Below are 20,592 nucleotides of genomic sequence, written 5' to 3'. Positions count from 1 at the left end.
AAATAAAAAATTATGTATTTATTAAAGGAACATATTTTTATAAAAACGGATGCTTTGATGAAAAAGAATTATATTTTCATATCCTTCAATATCAGAAAACAGAGTAATATATCATTTGAACTTTAATTCTCTAACTGAAACAAAAGAATCTATTGGATATGCAGAAATGAAAGTATCTAAAATTTTTAATGCCGAAGGAAAAGATTTACTTCTAATGGATCATGATGAATCTATTTCACTTTACAGCAATAAAAAGATCATATGGAAAATACAATTTTTATCATTTCTTAATCACTACAGCGGCGGATTTTTTTACCTTAAAGAAGATAATAAAGTATATTTAGATACACCTGCAATAATACAGGAAAAATTATCAAATACTCAAATTGAAAGTATGGTACTTTACAGAATAGATGCATATTCAGGTAATATAGAAACTATTCAATTGCCTGCTAAAATTAAATACAAAAAATTTACTCATATGTTTGATTATAAAATAATAGATACTACTGGAAATATTTTTGATATAAGAGACAGAACTGCTTATAGTTTTCCTATAAGAGCTCATAGATAAAATAGATAAATATAAAACTATTTAAAGGAGATAATTAAGATCAATAACTGCTATGAAAAAAAATATTTTTTTAATTATTATAATATTTATAAGTATCATTTCATGTGATGATAATAATGATACTAATTATATTAATGGCACAAATGATAATAAATACAGTGTATATGATGGAACTAAAACTCTATCTGCAAAAGAATATAATGTACTAATAAATAAAGGTACAGAGATTCCATTTACTGGAGAGTTTTTAAATAATAAAGAAGACGGAATATATACATGCAAAATATGTGATACTCCTTTATTTCGTTCTGAAGCAAAATTCAATTCTGGTACTGGCTGGCCTAGTTTTGATGATGCTATAAAAGAAAATATAAAATTAGAAAAAGACGGAAACAGAGTTGAAGTGGTATGTGCAAATTGCGGAGGACATTTAGGACATGTATTTTATAATGAAGGATTTACTGAAAAAGAAACAAGGTATTGCATAAATTCCGTTTCTCTTAATTTTATAAACAAATTCACAAATGAAAATTCTACAAATAAATAAATCAAATAAAATTATAGGAGAATACGATGATAAAAAAAATTATAATAGCAATCTTATCTTTATTATCAGTAATATCCTGTTCTCAAAAATTAAACAGCCAAAATATTAATAATAAGGACGATGATATGAATAAAACAGAAATACCAAACAATGTTAAATATGCATATTTTTCTTCAGGCTGCTTTTGGGGAACAGAATATTGGTTTGAAAAATCTAAAGGAGTTATTTCTGTTGTAAGCGGATATGCTGGGGGACATAAGGCTAATCCTACTTACAGAGAAGTATGCACTGGACTTACTGGGCATTTAGAAACTGTAAGAGTATGCTATGATCCAGAAAAAACAACTTATGAAGAGCTTGTAAAACTTTTCTTTGAAACTCATGACTTTACTCAAAAAAATGGTCAGGGTCCTGATATAGGTTCACAGTATTTATCTGCTATATTCTATCAAAATGAAGAAGAAAAAGAAATCGCAGAGAAATATATAAAAATGCTTAGAGACAGAAATTATGATGTGGCAACTACATTAAGAGAATATAAAAATTTTTATGAAGCAGAAGACTATCATCAGGATTATTATGCTAAAAAAGGTTCTATGCCTTATTGCCATTTCTATACAAAATTATTTTAATTAAAAACTAAAAAATAAAAGGAAATAAAAACATGAAAATAGCTATAGGCGGAGATCATTCTTCTATAGAATTAAAAAAAGAGATAATAAAATATTTAGAAGAATTAGGACATAAGGTAAAAGACTTTGGTACTTATACTTCTGAAAGTGTTGACTATCCAATATATGGAAAAAAAGTTGCTGATGAGGTGGCAAGCGGAAGATATGAAGGCGGCGTTTTAATATGCGGTACAGGTATTGGCATATCATTAGCAGCAAATAAAGTCAAAGGAATAAGAGCAGCAGTATGCAGTGAGCCTTATTCTGCTAAACTTTCCAAACAGCATAACAATTCTAATATAATAGCTTTTGGTGCTAGAGTAGTAGGTGTTGATTTAGCTAAAATGATAGTAAAAGAATGGCTTGATGCTGAATATGAAGGCGGACGTCATGCTAGAAGAGTTGATCTTCTCACAAAAATAGAAAACGGAGAAGAAATTTAATTTTTTATAAAATATATGTGTTAAGTCTAATTTGAATATGTTTTTTATATAACCAATTTTTTGATTTAGTAAATATAATAAAGTGTATACGTAACAAGTATACACTTTTTAAATTTTGACAATTTATAATTATTTTAGTATAATATTTTTATGAAAAAAAATATAAATACTAAACAAATAAAATACTTTAATCCTTTGAATGATTATTTTATAAGATATCTATTTACTGATAAAGGAAGCAGCGAAACTATACTTTTAGATTTTATTAATTCTATAATGATTAATGCTAATATGAAAACTTTCCGTTCTTTAGAGATACTCACACCATTCAACTTGAAAAAAAATAAAAATCTGAAAGAAACTATTGTTGATGTCAAGTGCATAACTCAAAATGGATCTGTTGTTATTATAGAAATACAATTACAAGGTAACTCAAGATTTCCAGAAAGAATACTTTATTATTGGGCAGCTAATTACAGTAAGTTATTAAAACATGGCGAAAGATATGATGAACTTACTCCAGTAATAAGTATCAATCTTCTTAATTTTAATTTAGATAAAACAAAGAATATACATTCCTGTTATATGCTTTATGAGATGAATAATAAAAAACTTCTAACTGATCATTTACAAATACATATAATAGAGTTAAAAAAATTTAGGAAAAATGTATTATCTAAAGATTTAAATTACTGGCTCAAAATATTTACAAGTAAAAATTTGGAGGCATCTATGTCTGAAATAGTAAAAGAAAAACCTATAATGGAAGAAGTACAAAAAAAATATAATAATTTTTTAAAAAGCAGATTAATGATGATGGAATATGAAAAAAAAGAGGCCTATTTATATGGCAATCAAATAATGCTTGATGAGGAGAGAAGATTAGGAATAGAAGAAGGTATTAAGAAAGGTAAAGAAGAAGGCATAAGAGAGGGTAAAGAAGAAGGCATAAGAGAAGGCATAGAACAAGGTATAGAAAAAGGCATAGAAAAAGAAAAATATTCTCTAGCTAGAAATATGAAAAATAAAAATATGGATTTAAATCTTATAAGTGAATTAACAGGTTTGAGTATAGAAGAAATAAAAAAATTATAATCAATAAAAACGAAGGGCTTTTAGTTAATATAAAAACTAAAGCCCTTTATTATTTTTTATTTATTGTATTCTTCTATTAACTTACTAAAGAAACCTCTTTCTAAATCAATAGCTTTTATTCTGCTGGTATGATTAAATTTACTAGCATCTATCTTATAATTATAATAATGCTCTTCTTCTTTTTTGTTATTGTCTGATCTATTATACTTTTCCATAGAAAATTTATCTAAATAAAAATCATTATTTTCTATTATAAATGTATAATAATATACTCCATCATCTATTGATTCTATTGTAATATAATTTCCTGATGAGGCAATATCATAAATTTGTGAGTAGTCATCATTTTGTATTGGATAAAAGCCTGTTACAAACTCTGCTTTATTTTCATCGTTTTTATCTCTTTTCCATATAGTTACATAATTAAAATATTTATCGTTTACTTCAAAATCATATACATATTTTTCCATTAATATAAGATTTTCTACATATTCTTCATTTAATATATGGCTTTGTATTAAAATATATTTTTCATTATTGTTTGTAAATTCAGTTTGTGAGGCAGGAGAATAAATATAGCTAGTATCTGCAAATTTAAAAGTTTGAGATATTTTATTTAATATTCTTATCATTAAATCTTCATTATTATTTCCAGTGATAACAGTATTAATTAAATTTGTAGGACTTAAAACAGGAAAATTTTCCATCAATACAAAAGATATATGAGGACCATCGGTATGAATACTTTCTAATTCTTCTGTATCTTGAAAGCAGTGAATAGTAATATCCGCATTTTTCTCTTTTAAATAATCCATAATATCATACTTTTCATAATAGGCACTATACATTAAAGGAGTTCCCACATAACCATCGCTCATTCTGTTTATTGAGTTAATGTCAGCACCAAGTTTTAAAAATAATATTACTAAATCCAAATTATCAGCTAAAATGGATTGAAATAATAAATCGCTTTGTAATTGATAATCTATATCAGAAAAATAATAACCTGCAGATTCTAACTTTTTAATCAATTTTGATATTAAATTATAATTATTATTCTTTAAGTCAATTTTATTATATACTGTTTGATAATCAAAATTAACTCCGCTATCTAATAAATAATCTATCATATTATCAGTATAATCATAATCTAATATTCTAGTATCATCTAAACTAATTCCATGTTCAACAAGCCATTTCACTAAATCATTATAAGCATAATTTCTATAGTCAAGTTTCTGCATTAGAGTCAATACACCGTTTCCATCTTCATCTTTACTGTTTATCCCTTCCAAAAGTAAATCTTTAATATTCTGCATTTTTTGTTTTTCTTCTTCTCTTCTTTCTTTTTTGGAATTATCAGATATTCCATAATTTGCTAATTCTGTGTCAATGGTTTTGTATAATATCTCATCAATTTCTTCTTCTGTATATGGCTTGATAGGATATATATTTTTAAATTTTTTCTTTATTACGGCATTTGTTTGCTTACTTGTAATTTGATTTGTATTTTGTGTAGTATTATTTACTGTTATGTTTGTATTGTTATTAAGTGTAATATTATTTTGTGTGTTATTAGATTTGTTACTACAGCTTATTAGAATACTTAAAGCTACCATTAATATAAATTTCTTCATAAACTTTCCTTTAACTTTTTACAGATTGTATTTAAAAATATTTTTGCATTATACTAATATTTTTTTAATTGTCAATTATAAATTAGATTATAAAACTATGATAAAAATATTTATAAAATTTATTTATTAATTATTTTATCTAAATCTTCTTTTATACTCAGAGCCATTTCATCATCAAAACTTGAAAATGAATTCTTTGTGTATAATATATTTTTATTGCTGTCAATAACTATTATCCAAGGAAGCCATTTAACATTATACTCATCAGAAATATTTTTGTATTTATCAACATCAACCTCAGTGAAAATCAAATTATTATTTATAAACTTTTTAAGCTCTTCATTTACAAATACTTTCTCTTTAAGTTCATAACAATTCGCACACCAAACAGCAGAGAAATCTATCAGTATTGGTTTATTATTTTGTTTTGAAAGCTCTAATGCTTCATTGTATGATATAGTATTTGAAACTTCGCTTTTTGACTTTATAAATCCGTAAGTATTTCCTAATGCTATTGATATAATGACTACAAAAACAAATATTTTTAATTCTAATATGCTTAACATAGCCGATTTATTTTTTATTATGTAAACTAATAAAGCAAATACCAATATTGTAATAGATGCTAATATATAACTGATCTTATCAAAACCTAAAACCCCAAAAAGTATATTAGCATAATAGAAACTTATTATCATCATTAGAAAAGTGAAAATATATTTAACATATACCATCCAAGTTCCAGCTTTAGGCATTTTGGTAAGTATTGAAGCAAATGTACCAAGAATGAATAATACAGAAGCAAAACCCAAAGCATAAACAGCCATGTAAAGAGTAGCAAATACAGGATTAAGAAAACCAATTTCTAATATTACCGCTATTATAGGAGCAGCACAAGGAGTAGCAACTATTCCAGCAAGAAGCCCCATTATGTATTTATGAAATAATGACTGATTTTTTTTGCTGTAGGCATTTGTCTTCGCTGACTGTAAGAATGAAGGAGCTTTAATCTCGTAAAAACCAGCCATTGAAAAAGTAAAATATAAAAATAATAATACTAATATAGTTAAAATAATAGGATTATACCCAATACTTCCAAATAGAATAGTTTTATGAAAAGCAAATCCAGCAACAGAAACTACAGCACCCAAAAGAGTGTATGTTGTTATTACTCCTAATGCAAATAATAGCGAAGCTAATACACTCGATTTTTTATTGTTTTTGTCATCAGTTGTTGTTCCTAAAATTGATACAGTTATTGATAGTAATGGATAAGTACAAGGTAAAAGTACAGATGCAAGTCCTGCTGCAAATATTAAAATTAATGTTATAAATATATTATTGCTTCCTTTTATATAATTTTCTATAGAGCTTGCATTTTCTGGCTTTTCATCTGCTATATTATTTTTTGGTATATCAATTTCTTCTCCATATATTACTTTACTTTGAGGCTGCAAACATACATTATCTTTTGCTGAGCATAATTGATAAGATACTTTTATAAAATTAATATTATTTATATCAACATCTTCTAAAACAAACTCAGTCTCACCTTTTATTATAATGTCATCATGATATTTTTCGCCTTTTGGGTATATTGTATTAACTTGTTTATTATCTGCAAAAAATAGTATTTTATTTGCTATGCTTGATTCTAAATATGCATAATAATTATTTGGGATATTTGCCTTTACTGCTAATTGATTATTATTTGTAATTAATGTAAAAGAGATTTCAGCATTTTTATCTAATCTATCAAATGCATTTAAATTCATTAAATTATTATTCTGAGCAAAAGAAGTATATGCAGTAATAAAAATTAAAATTATTATGTACTTTAAAATTTTAAATTGATTTTTATTCATTATTATTGCTCCGTTTTCTATCATATATTTTGTTTGTGTAATATAACATTTATAGCAATAAGTTTGTTAAAAGTCAATAGTTTAATCAAAACTAAAATATAAACTATAAAATTATATTATTCTAAAAAATATACAGTAAAAATTATGGAGCAATAAATAAAAATAAGAAAATATTTTTTGTATAAAAAATTAATATTATTGTACTTTTTTATATTCTAAAGCCTTCATTAAATAAGCTATATTTATACCAAGATTTTTTATAGTTTTTATACCCTCATCATCATTTTTAACATCTTCAATATCCTTACCAAAAGCAAAAGCCCAATAGCTTGATCCTGCTAAAAACATATCCTGAATAATTAAAAAATGATTCATAGTATCAATAGCATTCAAAGCCCCACCTCTCCTTGAAGCACAAACAGAAGCACCAGCTTTATATTTAAATAAATTTTTATCTCTATGCATATCAGAAATAACAGATGCCCTCTCTAAAAATGCCTGAAGATTAGAAGAAATATTTGCACTGTAAACAGGAGATGCTAGTATAATACCATCAGCATTTTTCATCTTATCAAAATATTCCTGAAAATTATCATTTTTATGCACACAATTAGTTTTTTTAGCACAGCCCCAGCATGCTTTACAAGGCTCTATCACTTGTCTTGCTAATTGTATCATTTCAGTTTCAATTCCTTCTCTGTTAAGTTCTTCAAATATTATATTTACAAGAATAGCAGTATTCCCATCTTTTCTAGCACTTCCATTAATAGCTAATACTTTCATTTTATAAAACCTCTTTTAATATATAAAAATTAATATTTAAACATTATTTTTAGTTTTATTTATTATAAAACTATTTCATATTCTCTTCCCAATCTCTTACCGTTTGTATATTAGTATCATCTGCCAATTTTTCTAAATATTTAATTTCATCTTCTTTTAAGATAATATTTAGAGCCTCTTTTGCTTCTTCAACTTGATGTACTTTTGTAACCCCGATAATTGGCAATGTTCCTTTAGATATAGCCCAAGCAATGCTAACTTGTGCGGGGCTTGCATTATATTTTTTTCCAATAGTTTTTAAGCCTTCAATCAATGCTTCTAATTCTTTTAAGTGAGAATTATAAGCCTTATCTCTTGCAGTATCTTTTTTGAATGGATTTGAGGTATTATATTTTCCTGTTAATGCTCCTTGTTCTAAAACCATATAAGAGAAAAACGTAATGCCTTTATCTTTAGAATATTTTAATATACCAGAGTTTTCAGAAAATCTATCTAATAGACTAAAATGATTTTGAATAGCTGATATTTTTAATCCTTCTTTTTCAAGTATATCTTCAGCTTCTTTTATTTGTTCTACATTGAAGTTTGAAAGCCCAATACTTTTAACTTGTTTAGTTTTAGCTATTGGTATTATATAATTTATCCATTTTCTAAAATCTAAAGGATTATGAATCCAATAAATATCTATTTTATCAGTATGAAGACGTTTTTTACTTTCATCTAGCATTTCTTGAATAGGATTATCCGATTTTCCAGCTATTTGAGGAGTAAATTTTGTTGATATTATGATATCATCTATATTTGTCAAAGTTTTAATAAAATTACCTAATATACGTTCCGATGTACCCTCTCCATAAACAGCAGCAGTATCCCATAAATTTAGACCTAATCCAATCGCTTTATCAAATACAGGTTTCAATTCATCTTCAAATAAACTATTTCCAAAAACTTGATCTCCTCCTACCAAACCTGCTCCCCAAGACCAAGCTCCTAATGCTATTTTAGGCATTTTTATTTCCATAAAATGAACTCCTTTATAGTTATTAAATTATTTTGGATTATAAATATTTTTTTCATAATATCAAATATTTAATTGTTATAGCTAATTATGCTTAATAGGTATGAAAGTTCATTATTATATTTATTAATTATTGATATTTTTATTACAAAAGAAAAGAGTTAAAATAAAAAAAGCCACTGTAAATAACAGCAGCTTTCGTAATTTTTTATATTTTAGTAAAAATTAATATCTAGTTTCATAAGGTAAAAGTGCTATATTTCTAGCTCTTTTAATAGCTTTAGTAACTAATCTTTGATGTTTAGAACAAGTACCATTTAAGCGTTTAGGTATAATTTTACCGCTATCTTTAACATATCTTTTTAATAATTTGATATCTTTATAATCTAATACATCGATATTATTTTTGCAGAAATAACAAACTTTTTTCTTAAAGAATTTTTTTCTTCCGTCTTTTTCATTAGGCTCTTTGCTGAAATGAGGTTTTCTCTCACCCTTAGCTTTAACTTCTTCTTCATTATTATTTTCAAGATTTTCAGTATTTTCTAAATCCATTGTTTTATCTCCTAAAAAATTGAATTAATTATTAAAATGGCACTTCATCATCATCATCTGAGAAACTTCCCAAATCTACACCTGAAGATGAAGGAGAGTATGTAGTATCCATAGTGTTTCCTGCTGCCGCTGCATTTGCAGAGCCAAGCATCTGCATATTCTGCATAATAATTCTCACTTTGGATCTTGCGGCATTAGTATCCTTATCCTGCCATCTTTCCTGCCTTAAAGTACCCATTATAGCAACTTGTTTTCCTTTTGTAAGGTATTTGCTTACAGTTTCAGCCATTTTTCCGAAAGCAACTACATCAAAGTAATTAACTTCTGTAGCATTTTTAGTACTTACATAATAATTATTTGCTATAGAAAACTCTGCAACAGCACTTCCGCTAGGCAGATATTTTGATACTGGATCTGCTGTGAGTCTTCCTATTAAAGTTACACTATTAAAATCTGTTGCCATAAAAATAAACCTTTATTTAAGCCTCTTTAGAAGCTTCTTCATTATTATTTTCTTTATTAAGCTCTTTTTTATTTTTTTGTATTATTTCATCTAAGCGAACTATTATAAATCTTAATATGCTAAGTTCATAGCGAAGTTCCTTTTCAATATTAGCTAAATTATTACCATCACATTTGAAATGATAGTAATAAAATTTACCCTGATTAACTTTACGTATTGGATAGCTTAGATTATGAATACCGTAATCAGCTTCATTAAAAATTTCTGAATGATAGTTTTGAAGAATAGTTTTGACATGATCTTTAGCACTTTGATGCACAGCGTCATTGATTTCTGTTACGAATAGTATTTCGTATTCTCTCATTTTTATTAACTCCTTGGACAAAGCTTCTTTAAAACTAAGAACTTTTAAAGAAGCGAAGTATATAATTATTTATTGTGCTATAATAAATGATTTTTATCAAAAAGTCAAGAATATTTATCTTTATAAAATATTATATATTATCTATTTTATATTATTATGTTAATTGAAAGCGGGTAAAAGTTGAAAAAAATGACTATAAGTAAACATAATGCATTTGATTTTATTATTCAATATAGTATAATATAAATAATAAAAATCTTGGAGAACAAAATGAAAAAATTACTAGTTATGTTTTTGTTGGTAGCTATATCAATATCAGTTCATGCATACCAAACGGTTCCTTTCATGTTTAATGACTTAGTACCTTATGGAATCACTCCTGATGAAGTTAATGAGATATTAATGGCTTCTAATTTTTCTTCAGCTGCTGCTGAGCCTATAAGTGGTACATTCTATGTAAGCAGATATCCAGATCCTGATTTAGTATGGTATAACCCTCATACTATGAAATGGATAAATGTTAAATTTACTACTAATGATGTTTCAGAACTTTTCACAAGAGATGAAAATATTTTATATTTTAATTTCATTGTTACTAATGAGTTTAAATGTATGACAGTTAGAGCTGATGCTATAAATGAAGAAGCTACTTTAGCTGGAAAAGAAACTAAATGGGCTTATAAATTCTTCTTTCATGAAGATAAATTATTTGCTGTAAGTGCTGTTTATGAAGGCGATTATACTTTACAGCAATATAAAGATAGAAATGAAGGTAATGAATATGCACACCCAGGTTATGTAATGTCAAGAGGCTTATTCAGCAGAACTTTGGGAGGCTTCCATATGAAATACGGCGGTTTCCACAACAGCGGATATACTACTTTTGATGACTTTACTTCTATGAGATACGGAAATTACGCTAATAAAGCTGCTAATACTTCTTTAGCTGTTTATTATGCTACTTATGGTGGTAAAAATATTAACTTTGTTGCTTCTTATGTAGATAATTTTAGAATGCAGCCTATAGCAAACAGATTCCAAAACTTATATTATGAAAACTATTTTGATTTCGCTGATGTTCCTGTAGGAATACCTCCAGAAATCAAGCCTCCAAAAGATGATGAAAATACTGAGGATAACAATAATAACACTCAAGCTACTGAAAACGCTCAGTAATTAATAATTAGTTTAATAAATAGAGAGTCTATAATCTATAGGCTCTCTATTTTTTATAATTACTTTTTAATATTTAAAACTCATTATTTATTTTGCAAAAAACATACATATATGATATAATCTTTACGATTAAATAACTTTTGTTATATTTTTGTTTAAGAGGTTTTTTACTATGGAGTTACAGCAATTAAGCATAATTCAAATTAGAGAGAAATTAAAAAATAAGGAAATAGATGCCCCTACATTAGTTGAATCTATTATAAAAAAAATAGAAGAAGATGATAAAAGAGAAGATAAAATACATGCATATCTTGAAGTTTTTAAAGATGAAGCACTAGAACAAGCTAAAAAAGCTCAGGAGAGAATAAATAACGGAGAAGACTTGCCATTACTTGGTGTTCCTTTGGCTATTAAAGATAATTTATGTTATAAAGATCATTTAATGACAGCTTCTTCAAAAATGCTTGAAGGATATAAAGCTCCATATACAGCTCCTACAGTTCAAAGATTAATAGACAACGGTGCTATTATTATAGGAAGAACTAATATGGACGAATTTGCTATGGGAGGAACTACAGAAACTTCCAATTACGGCATAACTAGAAATCCTAGAAACAGAGCTTATGTACCAGGAGGTTCTTCTGGCGGTTCTGCTGCTGCTGTTGCTGCTGATTTTGCATTTGGTGCTTTAGGAAGTGATACTGGAGGCTCTATAAGACAGCCTGCTTCTTTCTGCGGTATAGTTGGAGTTAAACCTACATATGGAAGAGTACCTAGACTTGGATGTATTGCTATGGCAAGCAGTTTGGATCAAGTAGGACCTTTAACTAAAGATGTTAAAGATGCTGCTTTGATGACAAAAATTATTGCAGGATTTGACCCTAAAGAATCTACTACTTTAAATATTCCCGTTCCAGACTATCTTTCTGCTTTAGACGGAAATATTAAAGGGATGAAAATAGGACTTGCAAAAGAGTATTATGATACTGATTTAATAGCTTCAGATGTAAAAGAAAATATTATGAATGCTATAGGAAAATTAAAAGATCAAGGTGCTGAAATTGTTGATATAAGTCTTCCTAATGCTAAGTATGGATCAAGAGTATATACTGCTGTTATGACTGTAGAAGTTGCCTCCAATATGGGAAGATATGATGGTATAAGATACGGATATCACCCTAAAGGCGATTTTAATTTAGATGAATATTACTATACTTCAAGAAGTGTCGGACTTGCTTTTGAAACTAGAGCTAGAATATTATTCGGTACTTTAATGACTGGTAAAAGATTTTTCTATAGCCATTATCAGCATGCTCTCAAAGTAAGGAAATTAATGCAGATGGATTTTGACAATGCATTCAAAAATGTGGATGTTATAATATCACCATCATCTCCAGTAACTGCAGGACTTCTAGGTACTAGAGACCAAACAGACAGTGCTTTGAGCTTTTTGGCAGACAGCTACACATCTAATATTAACTTAGTAGGGCTTCCAGCTATGAGTGTACCTTGCGGTTATGATAAAAACAATATGCCTATAGGTATACAATTTATAACTAAACAGTTTAATGAAACTGATATGTTTAGAATGGCATATGCTCATGAATTAGCTAACAAATAATTTTTTAATAATTTTAATAATAAAAAAAATAATAAGGAGGTATAAAAGCCTCCTTTTTTATTTGCCATATCATAAAATATTATACTTGCCGTAAAATATTAAGAAAAATTAAAGATAAAAATTATATACATAATATTTTATAGCTAGACAATTATATTTTGTCATTAAATACTCTAAAATATTATTAATTATGTTTTTAATTTAGTATAAAAATAAAATTAGCACTACAAACAAATATATTAATTTTTTTATCAAAAAACTGATAGCTCTACTTTACAAATTTTATTTATCATTATTTACAATTAATTTAATTCTTATATAATATATAAAAAATAGTTTTAATTTAGGATTAATTATTATGAGCAAAGTTGCTGTTATAAAATGCGAAAATTATAATTTAGAAGAAGTAAAAAATGCCATTAAAAAAGCTTTAAACTTAATTGGCGGAATAGATTTATTCGTTAAAGAAAATGATAAAGTATTATTAAAACCCAATTTGCTCGCAGCAGAAACAGCAGAAAGATCTGTTACCACCCACCCTATTATATTTGAAGCTGTAGTATCTATACTTCAGGAAAAAACTAAAAATATTTCTTACGGAGATTCTCCAGGTATTGGAAGAGGAAGCAGTGTGGCATCAAAGGCTGGTATAGATGAAGCTGCTAATAGATTAAATGTTCTGTATGCTGATTTTGAAGAACCTGTTGGAGTTACATATGAAGACGGGGTGCAGGAGAAAAGTTTTACAATAGCAAAACCTATTCAAGAAACTGATGTTATAATAAGTCTGCCTAAATTAAAATCACATGCACTTACAACTATGACTGGAGCTGTAAAAAATCAGTTCGGATGTATACCTGGTTTTAGGAAAGCTGAATATCATTTAAAACTTCCAGATTTTGAAGATTTTTCAACTATGCTCCTTGACTTGAATAAACTTGTAAATCCTAAACTTTATATAATGGACGGTATTTTAGCTATGGAGGGAAATGGACCTAGAAACGGAAGCCCTAGAAAAATAAATGCTATATTAGTATCAGATAATGCGGTGGCGTTAGATTATATAGCATCTCAGATAATATCATTCGATTATAATACCATACCTACTTTAAAAATGGGATTTAAGCATGGTTTCTGCAATAAAGACGATATAGAAGTATTAGGAGACGGAATAGAAAGTGTAAAAGTTACAGATTTTAAAAAGCCTCATAAAGGAGTGGGCATAGGAAGAAGTTTGATGAAATTAAGCAAATTCCCTATAATAAAAAGGCTTTTTGCTTCTATTATTCCAAAACCTGTAATAGATAAAAGTAAATGCGTAAAATGCGGGGTATGTGTTAAAGTATGTCCTGTAACACCATTAGCACTTAATTTTGATAAAAAAGGTAAAAACTATCCTCCTGAATATTATTATAAAAACTGCATATCATGCTATTGCTGTCAGGAGCTGTGTCCACATAAAGCTATATTTTTAAAAAGAAAGTTTTAATTAATTTTTTAGTGTATACCTAAATAACTATAATTTGTCAAAAATTAGTTTTTATATTTTTATTATTTTCGGAACTAGCCTATCGCCCCCACTTCTTTTGTGACGCTGTCCAACTTCGATGTTCCACAAAAAAGCAGGTCGCAAAAGACTATACTAAATTTAATAATTTATTCTACATATAAAATATAATTAGTACTATTTAGTATTATTTTTACACTTGCACTTTCGATTCAACTTTTTCAATGCTAACCTTCCTACAAAATGCAGGACGGATGGCAAAATAAGTGGAGTGTGTCAAGACTGTATAGTCCACGTAATCATAAAAATTAGTTTTGAAACAAATCTATTATTTAATGCGAAAGTCTGCTTAATATAGTTGTAGCAAGTACCAAATATATAGCTGTACCGCTTATATCACATATAGATGTTACCAGAGGTACGCTGCTTGTAGTTGGGTCTTTTTTAAGCTTTACAAATAAAAAAGGAAGGCATAGACCTATTAAACTTCCTATTACTACAACCAGAACCATAGAAAGCGACACCACCAATGCTATCATTAAACCTCCTCTAAAAACTGCTATTAATGATACGGCAATACTCATAGTAATGCCAAGCGTGAGAGAAACAAGTATTTCCTTACAAAGCATAAAAAGCCAATCACTTTTTTTTACGTCTCCTACAGATAAACTTCTTATTATAAGAGTAGAAGACTGAGCCCCAGCATTTCCTGCACTGTCTATCAAAAGAGGAAGAAAGAATATTAAAGAAACATATTGGCTTATTGTCTCTTCAAACATACCTATAACATAACCAGATATAATATTAACAAATACCAAAATAAAAAGCCAAGATATACGCCTTTTATATAAAGTTAAAGGATTTGTATGTTTTATATTCCCGTCGAAATCATCATCAATACTTATAGCACCCAATTTATGAAAATCTTCTGTATCTTCCTCTTCAGCAATATCAAATATATCATCTATAGTAACTATTCCAATCAAAGCATTTTTGGAGTCTACTACAGGTATATAAAGCAAATTATATTTTCTTCCTATGCGTACAGCTTCCTCTTGATCTGAATATACTGATAAATATATAATATCTGTATGCATAAGCTCTTCTATTTTCTCATCATGAGATGCAAATAACAGATCTTTTAACAAAATATAACCTAATAATGTTTCTTTTTTATCTACAACATATATAACTTCAAAAGTCTCTGAATCTTTGCCGTATTTTCTAATATAGTCTAAAGTCTGTTTTACAGTATATTCTGGAAATACATCAATATATTCAGGCGTCATTATACGTCCTATACTGTCTTCGGGATATCCCAGTAGCTGTCTTGTAATATTAAGATCTTTTTCTCCCATTAAAGAAAAAATCTTTTTTGTAATGTCCGCTGGAAGCTCCTCAAAGAGTGAAGTTCTATCATCAGGACTCATGTTATGCATAAGTTCTTTTAGTTCATTATCGCTCATAGAAACTATGATTTTTTCCTGTTCTTCTGGATCAAGTTCTGAAAATACATATGCGGCATTTTCTCGAGATAAAAGTCTGAAAACTATACTTCTATTCTTATCATTATCAAGTATACGTATAATATCAACTACTTCAGCAGCATGCATATTAGAAAGCAAATATTTAAGTTTATCCCATCTCTGATTTTCTATAATATTAATAATTTCTGTATATTCTTTGTTTTCTGTCATAATTTTTTTTATATTTTGTATATCAATTCTTTTATTATTATTATATAATATATAACATTATATAATATAATAAAAAAAATCCAATAATATACTTGAATATTATGAAAAAATAAAGGAGTTATTGTAATATGTCTGATATAAAAAAAATTGGTGTATTAACAAGCGGAGGAGATGCCTCTGGAATGAATCCTGCTATAAGAAGTGTTGTGAGAACTGCAATAGCCAATGGTTTAGAAGTAATGGGAATTAAAGAAGGCTATCAAGGACTTATGTATAATGATGTATACCCAATGACAGCTGGAAGTGTTGGCGGCATTATTAATCATGGCGGTACTATACTATTTTCTGCAAGATCACCTGAATTTCAAACAGAAGATGGCATGAAAAAAGCTGCTGATAATATGAGATATCATGGTATGGACGCTTTAATAGTTATAGGCGGAGACGGAACTTATAAAGGTGCTTTGGATTTTTATAATCATCACCCTGATTTTCCTATAGTAGCAATACCTGGAACTATTGATAATGATATTTTTGGTACTGATTATACTATAGGTTATGATACGGCTGTTAATGTAGCAATGGATGCTATAGATAAATTAAGAGATACCGCTACGAGCCATGGAAGATGCTTTGTTGTTGAAGTTATGGGAAGACATGCAGGATACATAGCATTAGAAGTAGGAATAGCTTCAGGTGCTGAAGATATACTTATACCTGAAACTACTACTGATATGGATAAAATAGTAGAAGAACTACAAATCGCTAAAAAAAGAGGAAAAAAATCTTCTATTATAGTTGTTGCTGAAGGTGATGAATCAGGCGGAGCTATGGAAGTGGCTAAACAAATAGAAGGAAAAACTGGTTTTGATACACGTGTTACTATACTCGGACACATGCAAAGAGGAGGTTCTCCTACTTCAAGAGAACGTTTAATGGCTGCAAGATTTGGATATATTGCTGTTAAGGCTTTACTAGAAGGTAAAAAAAATGTGGCTGTTGGTATTTGGAAAGGCGAATATACTTATACTCCTTTAACAGATGCTGTAAAAAAAGTGCCTAAAGTTGACCCAATAGACCTAGCACTATGCAGAACACTTGCTATATAATTTTTTAAGAAATAATAAATAGAGGGTTAAGATACTATGATAGAAAACAAATCCATATTAGGCGTTAGAATAGATAATTTCAAGGCAACTCTTGAAGAAATATTAGATTACCTTAAATATGGAAAAAATATACTCATAATATCTTTAGACGTGCATCAATTACTAAAAGTTCATTATAATAAAAAATTAAAAGAGATTGTTAATAATGCCTCTTTTGTAATTGCTGCACACCCATCTATAGCTAAGGCATATAAATTTATACATAAAGAAGAATTAAATTATATAAATAATTTTATTTTATTTTCAAAAATTCTAGACTACATAGAAGGAAAAAAAATGTCTATGTTTCTCTTTGGAGATGAAGAAAAATATTTCTTTACTATATCTGAAAAAATAAAAAAAATATACCCAGGCATATATATGATGGGAAATTATCAAAATACAAAAGACAAAAAAGAATTAGATAAGGCATTCATAGGATTTAAAAAAATAGAACCTGATGTATTTTTAATATATATGAACTTCAAAAAATCTTTATACTGGTTTAATAATAATAAAGAAAACCTAGATATGAAATTCTGCATCCCTTTCAAAAGACCTCTTGACAGTTTTGCAGGTAAAATAAAGCCTCCAAGTATGGAAATACTAAATAAAGACAAGAACGAAAGATTTTATCTTAAAAAAAATATATTTAGAATATTTCTATATTTTAATTATATGAGATTCTGGATATTGGTATTTTTTGAAAAAATAACAACAAAAAAGCCTAAAGAAAGCATCAATCCTAACTAAATACAAACTTCTGATAAATAAAGCAAATATACAATTAATATTACTTATTATTTTAAATTTACAAAAATATATACTTGAACAATTTTATTTTGTCGACAGATGCACATATACAGAATTATAAACTTTTTGAGGAGGTATTCTCAAAAAGTTTTTACCAAAGGCACGTATAGCGAGGCGGACTTTGTCAAATGCAGTTCTTTCGCCTTTACAAGGCATACAGAGTCACAAAAGAAGTGTGGCAAGAATGTGAAGACTGTAAATATTTTTTAATTAAAAAAATTATTTTTGAGAAATTATAGTTGTTTAGATATATTATAATAGTTAAAATTTAATTAAAAATGCAGTTTTCCAAAAATAGTATCCAAGTTCATTTTGTACAAATCTCTGGGGCTTCTTACACTTGCAAGAAATTAGTATGTATAAAATACACAGAGCGGAAAGACCGATCTCAACAAATAACTACAATTTTAGAATATATTTTGACAAACTTTTAAAATTTTCAGTATAAAACTATTTTATTTATAGAGTAAAATCTTTAGGATTTTCAAAGTATTTAATTAAACTAAATATCATCAGGCTTTTAAGAGTTGGCGATATAGCTTCATCTACATTAGTCATAAATAGCTTAACTTTTAGAGACTGAAGACTTTTGTATAATTTAAGCATTTTAGCTATTCCAGCACTGTTTATTTCTTTAACATTTTTCATATCAAGAACAACTAAAGGCATTCTGATATTGCATGCTTCCTCTGAATCTTCTATAAATTGTTTAATTTCTTCAGGAGCAGAGAGATTAGCTTCCATAACTATAGATATATATTCGTTATTAAATTCTATAGCCAAAATTAAGACCTCTTTAATTTAAGAAAAGTATTCGTAAAAAAGAATGTGGGCAGGGAGGGATTCGCACCCCCGTAGACTCACGTCGGCAGATTTACAGTCTGCTGCCATTGACTGCTCGGCCACCTACCCATATTAATTTGAAAACGTAAAAGAATAATAGCATGCATACAGAAAAATGTCAATAGCAAATATGATTTTTTTAATATATTTTTATTTATATTAGTATCTTTTTATTAGATAATGATGTATAATGATTCTATAGTTCATTAATAATGAGGTATGGTATAATGAGAAATGTTACGGCTGTTATGGTATTATTATTTATTCTTTTTTCGTGCAATGCTCAGAAATATAAACTTGAAAAAAAGTCTTATAATAATAAATCTTTTGACAGTGCTCAAAAAATAAATAAAGACGGGATTATAGGACAGTTTGAAGGACTTAATACTGATTACTATTATTTTACAGTCAATGATAATACAAAAACGGCAAATTTTTATATATCAAATTCTACATACTCTCCAGTTATTATGACTTTGTATGATTATAATACAAATATTATAAAAGTAATAAATGAACCAGAGATTCATTATACTAATGAAAATACTTATACAAATGCCTCTTCTGACACAAATGAAAATATATGTTCCTATCAAGTTATGAGAGATATATATCTGCCGTACTCTCAAAACAATGAAGAAAATAAATATTATATATCTATATCTCCTAAAGAAACAGTAAAAGAAAATATTGATTATACCTTGATAGTAGAAAAAAGAGATTATAAAGAATCCGATGAAAAAGAGCCTAATGATAAAATTTCTGCAGCACAGATTATAGATGTTAATAGCGATAACAGACTTTATACTATAGACGGATATTACAGTCAAACTTTTAACCCTACTCTGAAAACAGGCGATCTAAAAAATATGGAGATAGACGCCTATAAAATAACAAATAGTTCATTTAATACATATTCTATTTCTATAGAGCTTTCAGGTGTTCCAGCTATTGATGCTAGTATAAGGCTTTATGATCAAAAAGGAAACTGGATAACAATGAAAGATATTAATAATACTGGAGACGGGGAAACTGTTGATAAGTTAATACTATATCCTTATATGTCATATTATTTTATATTGGCAGCTACAAATGCCGTTATAAATATACCATACAGAGTAAGCATTATAGCAAAACCATTCGATAAATATACAGAGCATGAACCTAATAATAAACCTTCAGAAGCACAGACTATAGAGTTTAATCAAACTTATAAAGGGGCTATTGACTATTCATATGACAGAGATTATTATAATTTCAGCGTACCTATCAAATCAAGCGTAAAACTTTCATATTTCCTTATAGATTCTCAGGCTATTAATATAAGTATTTCAAATGATACTTTAGGTAAAATAGCTTCTATGCCTCAAACAGATGATGAACAGATTATAAGTCTGCCTCAAGGAAGATATTATCTTATATTCGAAAGAGATTTAACTAAAGAAAAATGGATTAAAGGCTCTTCAAAGGCTAGAAATTATGAGTTTAATATGAGCATTTCAAATGAGATAAGCGGAGATTATAATTACGGATATTATAATGACTTATATAATAATACAAATGCTTATGAAACTGATTATTATAATTACAGTAATAATTACTATGAAAATAATGTTCCAGAAGAACAATTTGAAGAGAATCTCGAAAGTAATTTTAATAATACCAACAATATTATAATAATACGACCTGAAGATTATAATTCTGATTATTACTATTACAGCAACGAAGAAGAAACAGAAGAACTAATGATTATATTGAGCATAATGAATACA

At 27.6% G+C, this 20,592-nt stretch carries 20 protein-coding genes and 1 tRNA gene; 11 read left to right on the top strand and 10 right to left on the bottom strand.

The annotated features are described in order from the left end of the window. Positions 1 to 166: 166 nt before the first annotated feature. The 5 genes from KQ44_RS14030 (at position 167) to KQ44_RS14010 (ending at position 3,330) form a co-directional block, all read left to right on the top strand. Positions 167 to 574 (top strand): hypothetical protein, encoded by a 408-nt coding sequence (locus tag KQ44_RS14030; RefSeq protein ID WP_240516712.1) that lies wholly within the window; start codon positions 167 to 169, stop codon positions 572 to 574. A gap of 52 nt (positions 575 to 626) precedes the next feature. After that, positions 627 to 1,121 (top strand): peptide-methionine (R)-S-oxide reductase MsrB, encoded by a 495-nt coding sequence (gene msrB, locus KQ44_RS14025; protein WP_096737973.1) that lies wholly within the window; start codon positions 627 to 629, stop codon positions 1,119 to 1,121. A 26-nt stretch (positions 1,122 to 1,147) separates the two neighbouring features. Next, complete coding sequence (gene msrA, locus KQ44_RS14020) at positions 1,148 to 1,753, top strand: peptide-methionine (S)-S-oxide reductase MsrA (RefSeq protein ID WP_096737972.1); 606 nt, start codon at positions 1,148 to 1,150, stop codon at positions 1,751 to 1,753. A 32-nt stretch (positions 1,754 to 1,785) separates the two neighbouring features. Then, on the top strand, positions 1,786 to 2,235 hold the full coding sequence (gene rpiB / locus KQ44_RS14015) for a ribose 5-phosphate isomerase B (protein WP_096737971.1): 450 nt from the start codon (positions 1,786 to 1,788) through the stop codon (positions 2,233 to 2,235). Between the two features lie 150 nt (positions 2,236 to 2,385). Next, positions 2,386 to 3,330 carry an Rpn family recombination-promoting nuclease/putative transposase gene (locus KQ44_RS14010; protein ID WP_096737970.1) on the top strand — a complete coding sequence of 315 codons (945 nt, stop codon included), beginning with the start codon at positions 2,386 to 2,388 and terminating at the stop codon, positions 3,328 to 3,330. Between the two features lie 56 nt (positions 3,331 to 3,386). Here the strand turns inward: KQ44_RS14010 and KQ44_RS14005 are convergent, their stop codons facing one another. The 7 genes from KQ44_RS14005 to rpsF form a co-directional block, all read right to left on the bottom strand. Then, positions 3,387 to 4,967, bottom strand: coding sequence for an ankyrin repeat domain-containing protein (locus tag KQ44_RS14005; RefSeq protein WP_096737969.1), 1,581 nt, complete (start codon positions 4,965 to 4,967; stop codon positions 3,387 to 3,389). A gap of 119 nt (positions 4,968 to 5,086) precedes the next feature. Further along, positions 5,087 to 6,832 carry a cytochrome c biogenesis protein CcdA gene (locus KQ44_RS14000; protein WP_096737968.1) on the bottom strand — a complete coding sequence of 582 codons (1,746 nt, stop codon included), beginning with the start codon at positions 6,830 to 6,832 and terminating at the stop codon, positions 5,087 to 5,089. Between the two features lie 195 nt (positions 6,833 to 7,027). Beyond that, positions 7,028 to 7,615 carry a flavodoxin family protein gene (locus tag KQ44_RS13995; protein ID WP_096737967.1) on the bottom strand — a complete coding sequence of 196 codons (588 nt, stop codon included), beginning with the start codon at positions 7,613 to 7,615 and terminating at the stop codon, positions 7,028 to 7,030. 70 nt (positions 7,616 to 7,685) lie between these two features. Beyond that, complete coding sequence (locus KQ44_RS13990) at positions 7,686 to 8,636, bottom strand: aldo/keto reductase (RefSeq protein WP_096737966.1); 951 nt, start codon at positions 8,634 to 8,636, stop codon at positions 7,686 to 7,688. Positions 8,637 to 8,858: 222 nt separating this feature from the next. Further along, complete coding sequence (gene rpsR, locus KQ44_RS13985) at positions 8,859 to 9,188, bottom strand: 30S ribosomal protein S18 (protein WP_096737965.1); 330 nt, start codon at positions 9,186 to 9,188, stop codon at positions 8,859 to 8,861. A gap of 31 nt (positions 9,189 to 9,219) precedes the next feature. Next, entirely contained in the window at positions 9,220 to 9,651 is a 432-nt protein-coding gene (gene ssb, locus KQ44_RS13980; RefSeq protein WP_096737964.1) for a single-stranded DNA-binding protein, read from the bottom strand. A 16-nt stretch (positions 9,652 to 9,667) separates the two neighbouring features. Continuing rightward, positions 9,668 to 10,015: a 30S ribosomal protein S6 gene (rpsF, locus tag KQ44_RS13975; RefSeq protein ID WP_096737963.1), complete on the bottom strand. Its 348-nt coding sequence runs from the start codon at positions 10,013 to 10,015 to the stop codon at positions 9,668 to 9,670. Between the two features lie 270 nt (positions 10,016 to 10,285). On the opposite strand from rpsF, the gene KQ44_RS13970 reads away from it, so the two are divergent. The 3 genes from KQ44_RS13970 to KQ44_RS13960 all read left to right on the top strand — a co-directional run bounded on the left by KQ44_RS13970 (position 10,286) and on the right by KQ44_RS13960 (position 14,301). After that, positions 10,286 to 11,191 (top strand): hypothetical protein, encoded by a 906-nt coding sequence (locus KQ44_RS13970; protein ID WP_096737962.1) that lies wholly within the window; start codon positions 10,286 to 10,288, stop codon positions 11,189 to 11,191. A gap of 172 nt (positions 11,192 to 11,363) precedes the next feature. Continuing rightward, positions 11,364 to 12,812: an Asp-tRNA(Asn)/Glu-tRNA(Gln) amidotransferase subunit GatA gene (gatA, locus tag KQ44_RS13965; protein WP_096737961.1), complete on the top strand. Its 1,449-nt coding sequence runs from the start codon at positions 11,364 to 11,366 to the stop codon at positions 12,810 to 12,812. A gap of 358 nt (positions 12,813 to 13,170) precedes the next feature. After that, positions 13,171 to 14,301, top strand: coding sequence for a DUF362 domain-containing protein (locus KQ44_RS13960; protein WP_096737960.1), 1,131 nt, complete (start codon positions 13,171 to 13,173; stop codon positions 14,299 to 14,301). 350 nt (positions 14,302 to 14,651) lie between these two features. Here the strand turns inward: KQ44_RS13960 and mgtE are convergent, their stop codons facing one another. Next, positions 14,652 to 16,016 carry a magnesium transporter gene (gene mgtE / locus KQ44_RS13955; RefSeq protein WP_096737959.1) on the bottom strand — a complete coding sequence of 455 codons (1,365 nt, stop codon included), beginning with the start codon at positions 16,014 to 16,016 and terminating at the stop codon, positions 14,652 to 14,654. 128 nt (positions 16,017 to 16,144) lie between these two features. On the opposite strand from mgtE, the gene pfkA reads away from it, so the two are divergent. Both pfkA and KQ44_RS13945 read left to right on the top strand, forming a co-directional pair. Then, positions 16,145 to 17,125, top strand: coding sequence for a 6-phosphofructokinase (pfkA, locus tag KQ44_RS13950; protein WP_096737958.1), 981 nt, complete (start codon positions 16,145 to 16,147; stop codon positions 17,123 to 17,125). Positions 17,126 to 17,161: 36 nt separating this feature from the next. Beyond that, entirely contained in the window at positions 17,162 to 17,917 is a 756-nt protein-coding gene (locus KQ44_RS13945; RefSeq protein ID WP_096737957.1) for a WecB/TagA/CpsF family glycosyltransferase, read from the top strand. 519 nt (positions 17,918 to 18,436) lie between these two features. Here KQ44_RS13945 and KQ44_RS13940 read toward each other — a convergent pair. Beyond that, complete coding sequence (locus KQ44_RS13940) at positions 18,437 to 18,760, bottom strand: STAS domain-containing protein (RefSeq protein WP_096737956.1); 324 nt, start codon at positions 18,758 to 18,760, stop codon at positions 18,437 to 18,439. Between the two features lie 46 nt (positions 18,761 to 18,806). Continuing rightward, positions 18,807 to 18,889 (bottom strand) — tRNA-Tyr (locus KQ44_RS13935). Between the two features lie 158 nt (positions 18,890 to 19,047). On the opposite strand from KQ44_RS13935, the gene KQ44_RS13930 reads away from it, so the two are divergent. Further along, positions 19,048 to 20,592, top strand: a 1,545-nt coding sequence (locus KQ44_RS13930; RefSeq protein WP_205676582.1) for a peptidase, incomplete at its 3' end; no start/stop codon positions are given.

It is taken from the genome of Brachyspira sp. G79 (assembly GCF_002379365.1).
In the GTDB taxonomy this organism is placed as follows: domain Bacteria; phylum Spirochaetota; class Brachyspiria; order Brachyspirales; family Brachyspiraceae; genus Brachyspira.
Note: the sequence above shows the minus strand (reverse complement) of the source record. Positions and strands in the feature narration are given on the sequence as shown.

Coding starts and splice junctions, on each gene's coding strand:
- msrA (WP_096737972.1), top strand. CDS start 1,148: ATGATAAAAAAAATTATAATAGCAATCTTATCTTTATTATCAGTAATA.
- ssb (WP_096737964.1), bottom strand. CDS start 9,651: ATGGCAACAGATTTTAATAGTGTAACTTTAATAGGAAGACTCACAGCA.
- KQ44_RS13970 (WP_096737962.1), top strand. CDS start 10,286: ATGAAAAAATTACTAGTTATGTTTTTGTTGGTAGCTATATCAATATCA.
- KQ44_RS14005 (WP_096737969.1), bottom strand. CDS start 4,967: ATGAAGAAATTTATATTAATGGTAGCTTTAAGTATTCTAATAAGCTGT.
- KQ44_RS13990 (WP_096737966.1), bottom strand. CDS start 8,636: ATGGAAATAAAAATGCCTAAAATAGCATTAGGAGCTTGGTCTTGGGGA.
- KQ44_RS13960 (WP_096737960.1), top strand. CDS start 13,171: ATGAGCAAAGTTGCTGTTATAAAATGCGAAAATTATAATTTAGAAGAA.
- rpsF (WP_096737963.1), bottom strand. CDS start 10,015: ATGAGAGAATACGAAATACTATTCGTAACAGAAATCAATGACGCTGTG.
- KQ44_RS14010 (WP_096737970.1), top strand. CDS start 2,386: ATGAAAAAAAATATAAATACTAAACAAATAAAATACTTTAATCCTTTG.
- mgtE (WP_096737959.1), bottom strand. CDS start 16,016: ATGACAGAAAACAAAGAATATACAGAAATTATTAATATTATAGAAAAT.
- rpiB (WP_096737971.1), top strand. CDS start 1,786: ATGAAAATAGCTATAGGCGGAGATCATTCTTCTATAGAATTAAAAAAA.
- pfkA (WP_096737958.1), top strand. CDS start 16,145: ATGTCTGATATAAAAAAAATTGGTGTATTAACAAGCGGAGGAGATGCC.
- KQ44_RS14030 (WP_240516712.1), top strand. CDS start 167: ATGAAAGTATCTAAAATTTTTAATGCCGAAGGAAAAGATTTACTTCTA.
- gatA (WP_096737961.1), top strand. CDS start 11,364: ATGGAGTTACAGCAATTAAGCATAATTCAAATTAGAGAGAAATTAAAA.
- rpsR (WP_096737965.1), bottom strand. CDS start 9,188: ATGGATTTAGAAAATACTGAAAATCTTGAAAATAATAATGAAGAAGAA.
- KQ44_RS13995 (WP_096737967.1), bottom strand. CDS start 7,615: ATGAAAGTATTAGCTATTAATGGAAGTGCTAGAAAAGATGGGAATACT.
- KQ44_RS13945 (WP_096737957.1), top strand. CDS start 17,162: ATGATAGAAAACAAATCCATATTAGGCGTTAGAATAGATAATTTCAAG.
- msrB (WP_096737973.1), top strand. CDS start 627: ATGAAAAAAAATATTTTTTTAATTATTATAATATTTATAAGTATCATT.
- KQ44_RS14000 (WP_096737968.1), bottom strand. CDS start 6,832: ATGAATAAAAATCAATTTAAAATTTTAAAGTACATAATAATTTTAATT.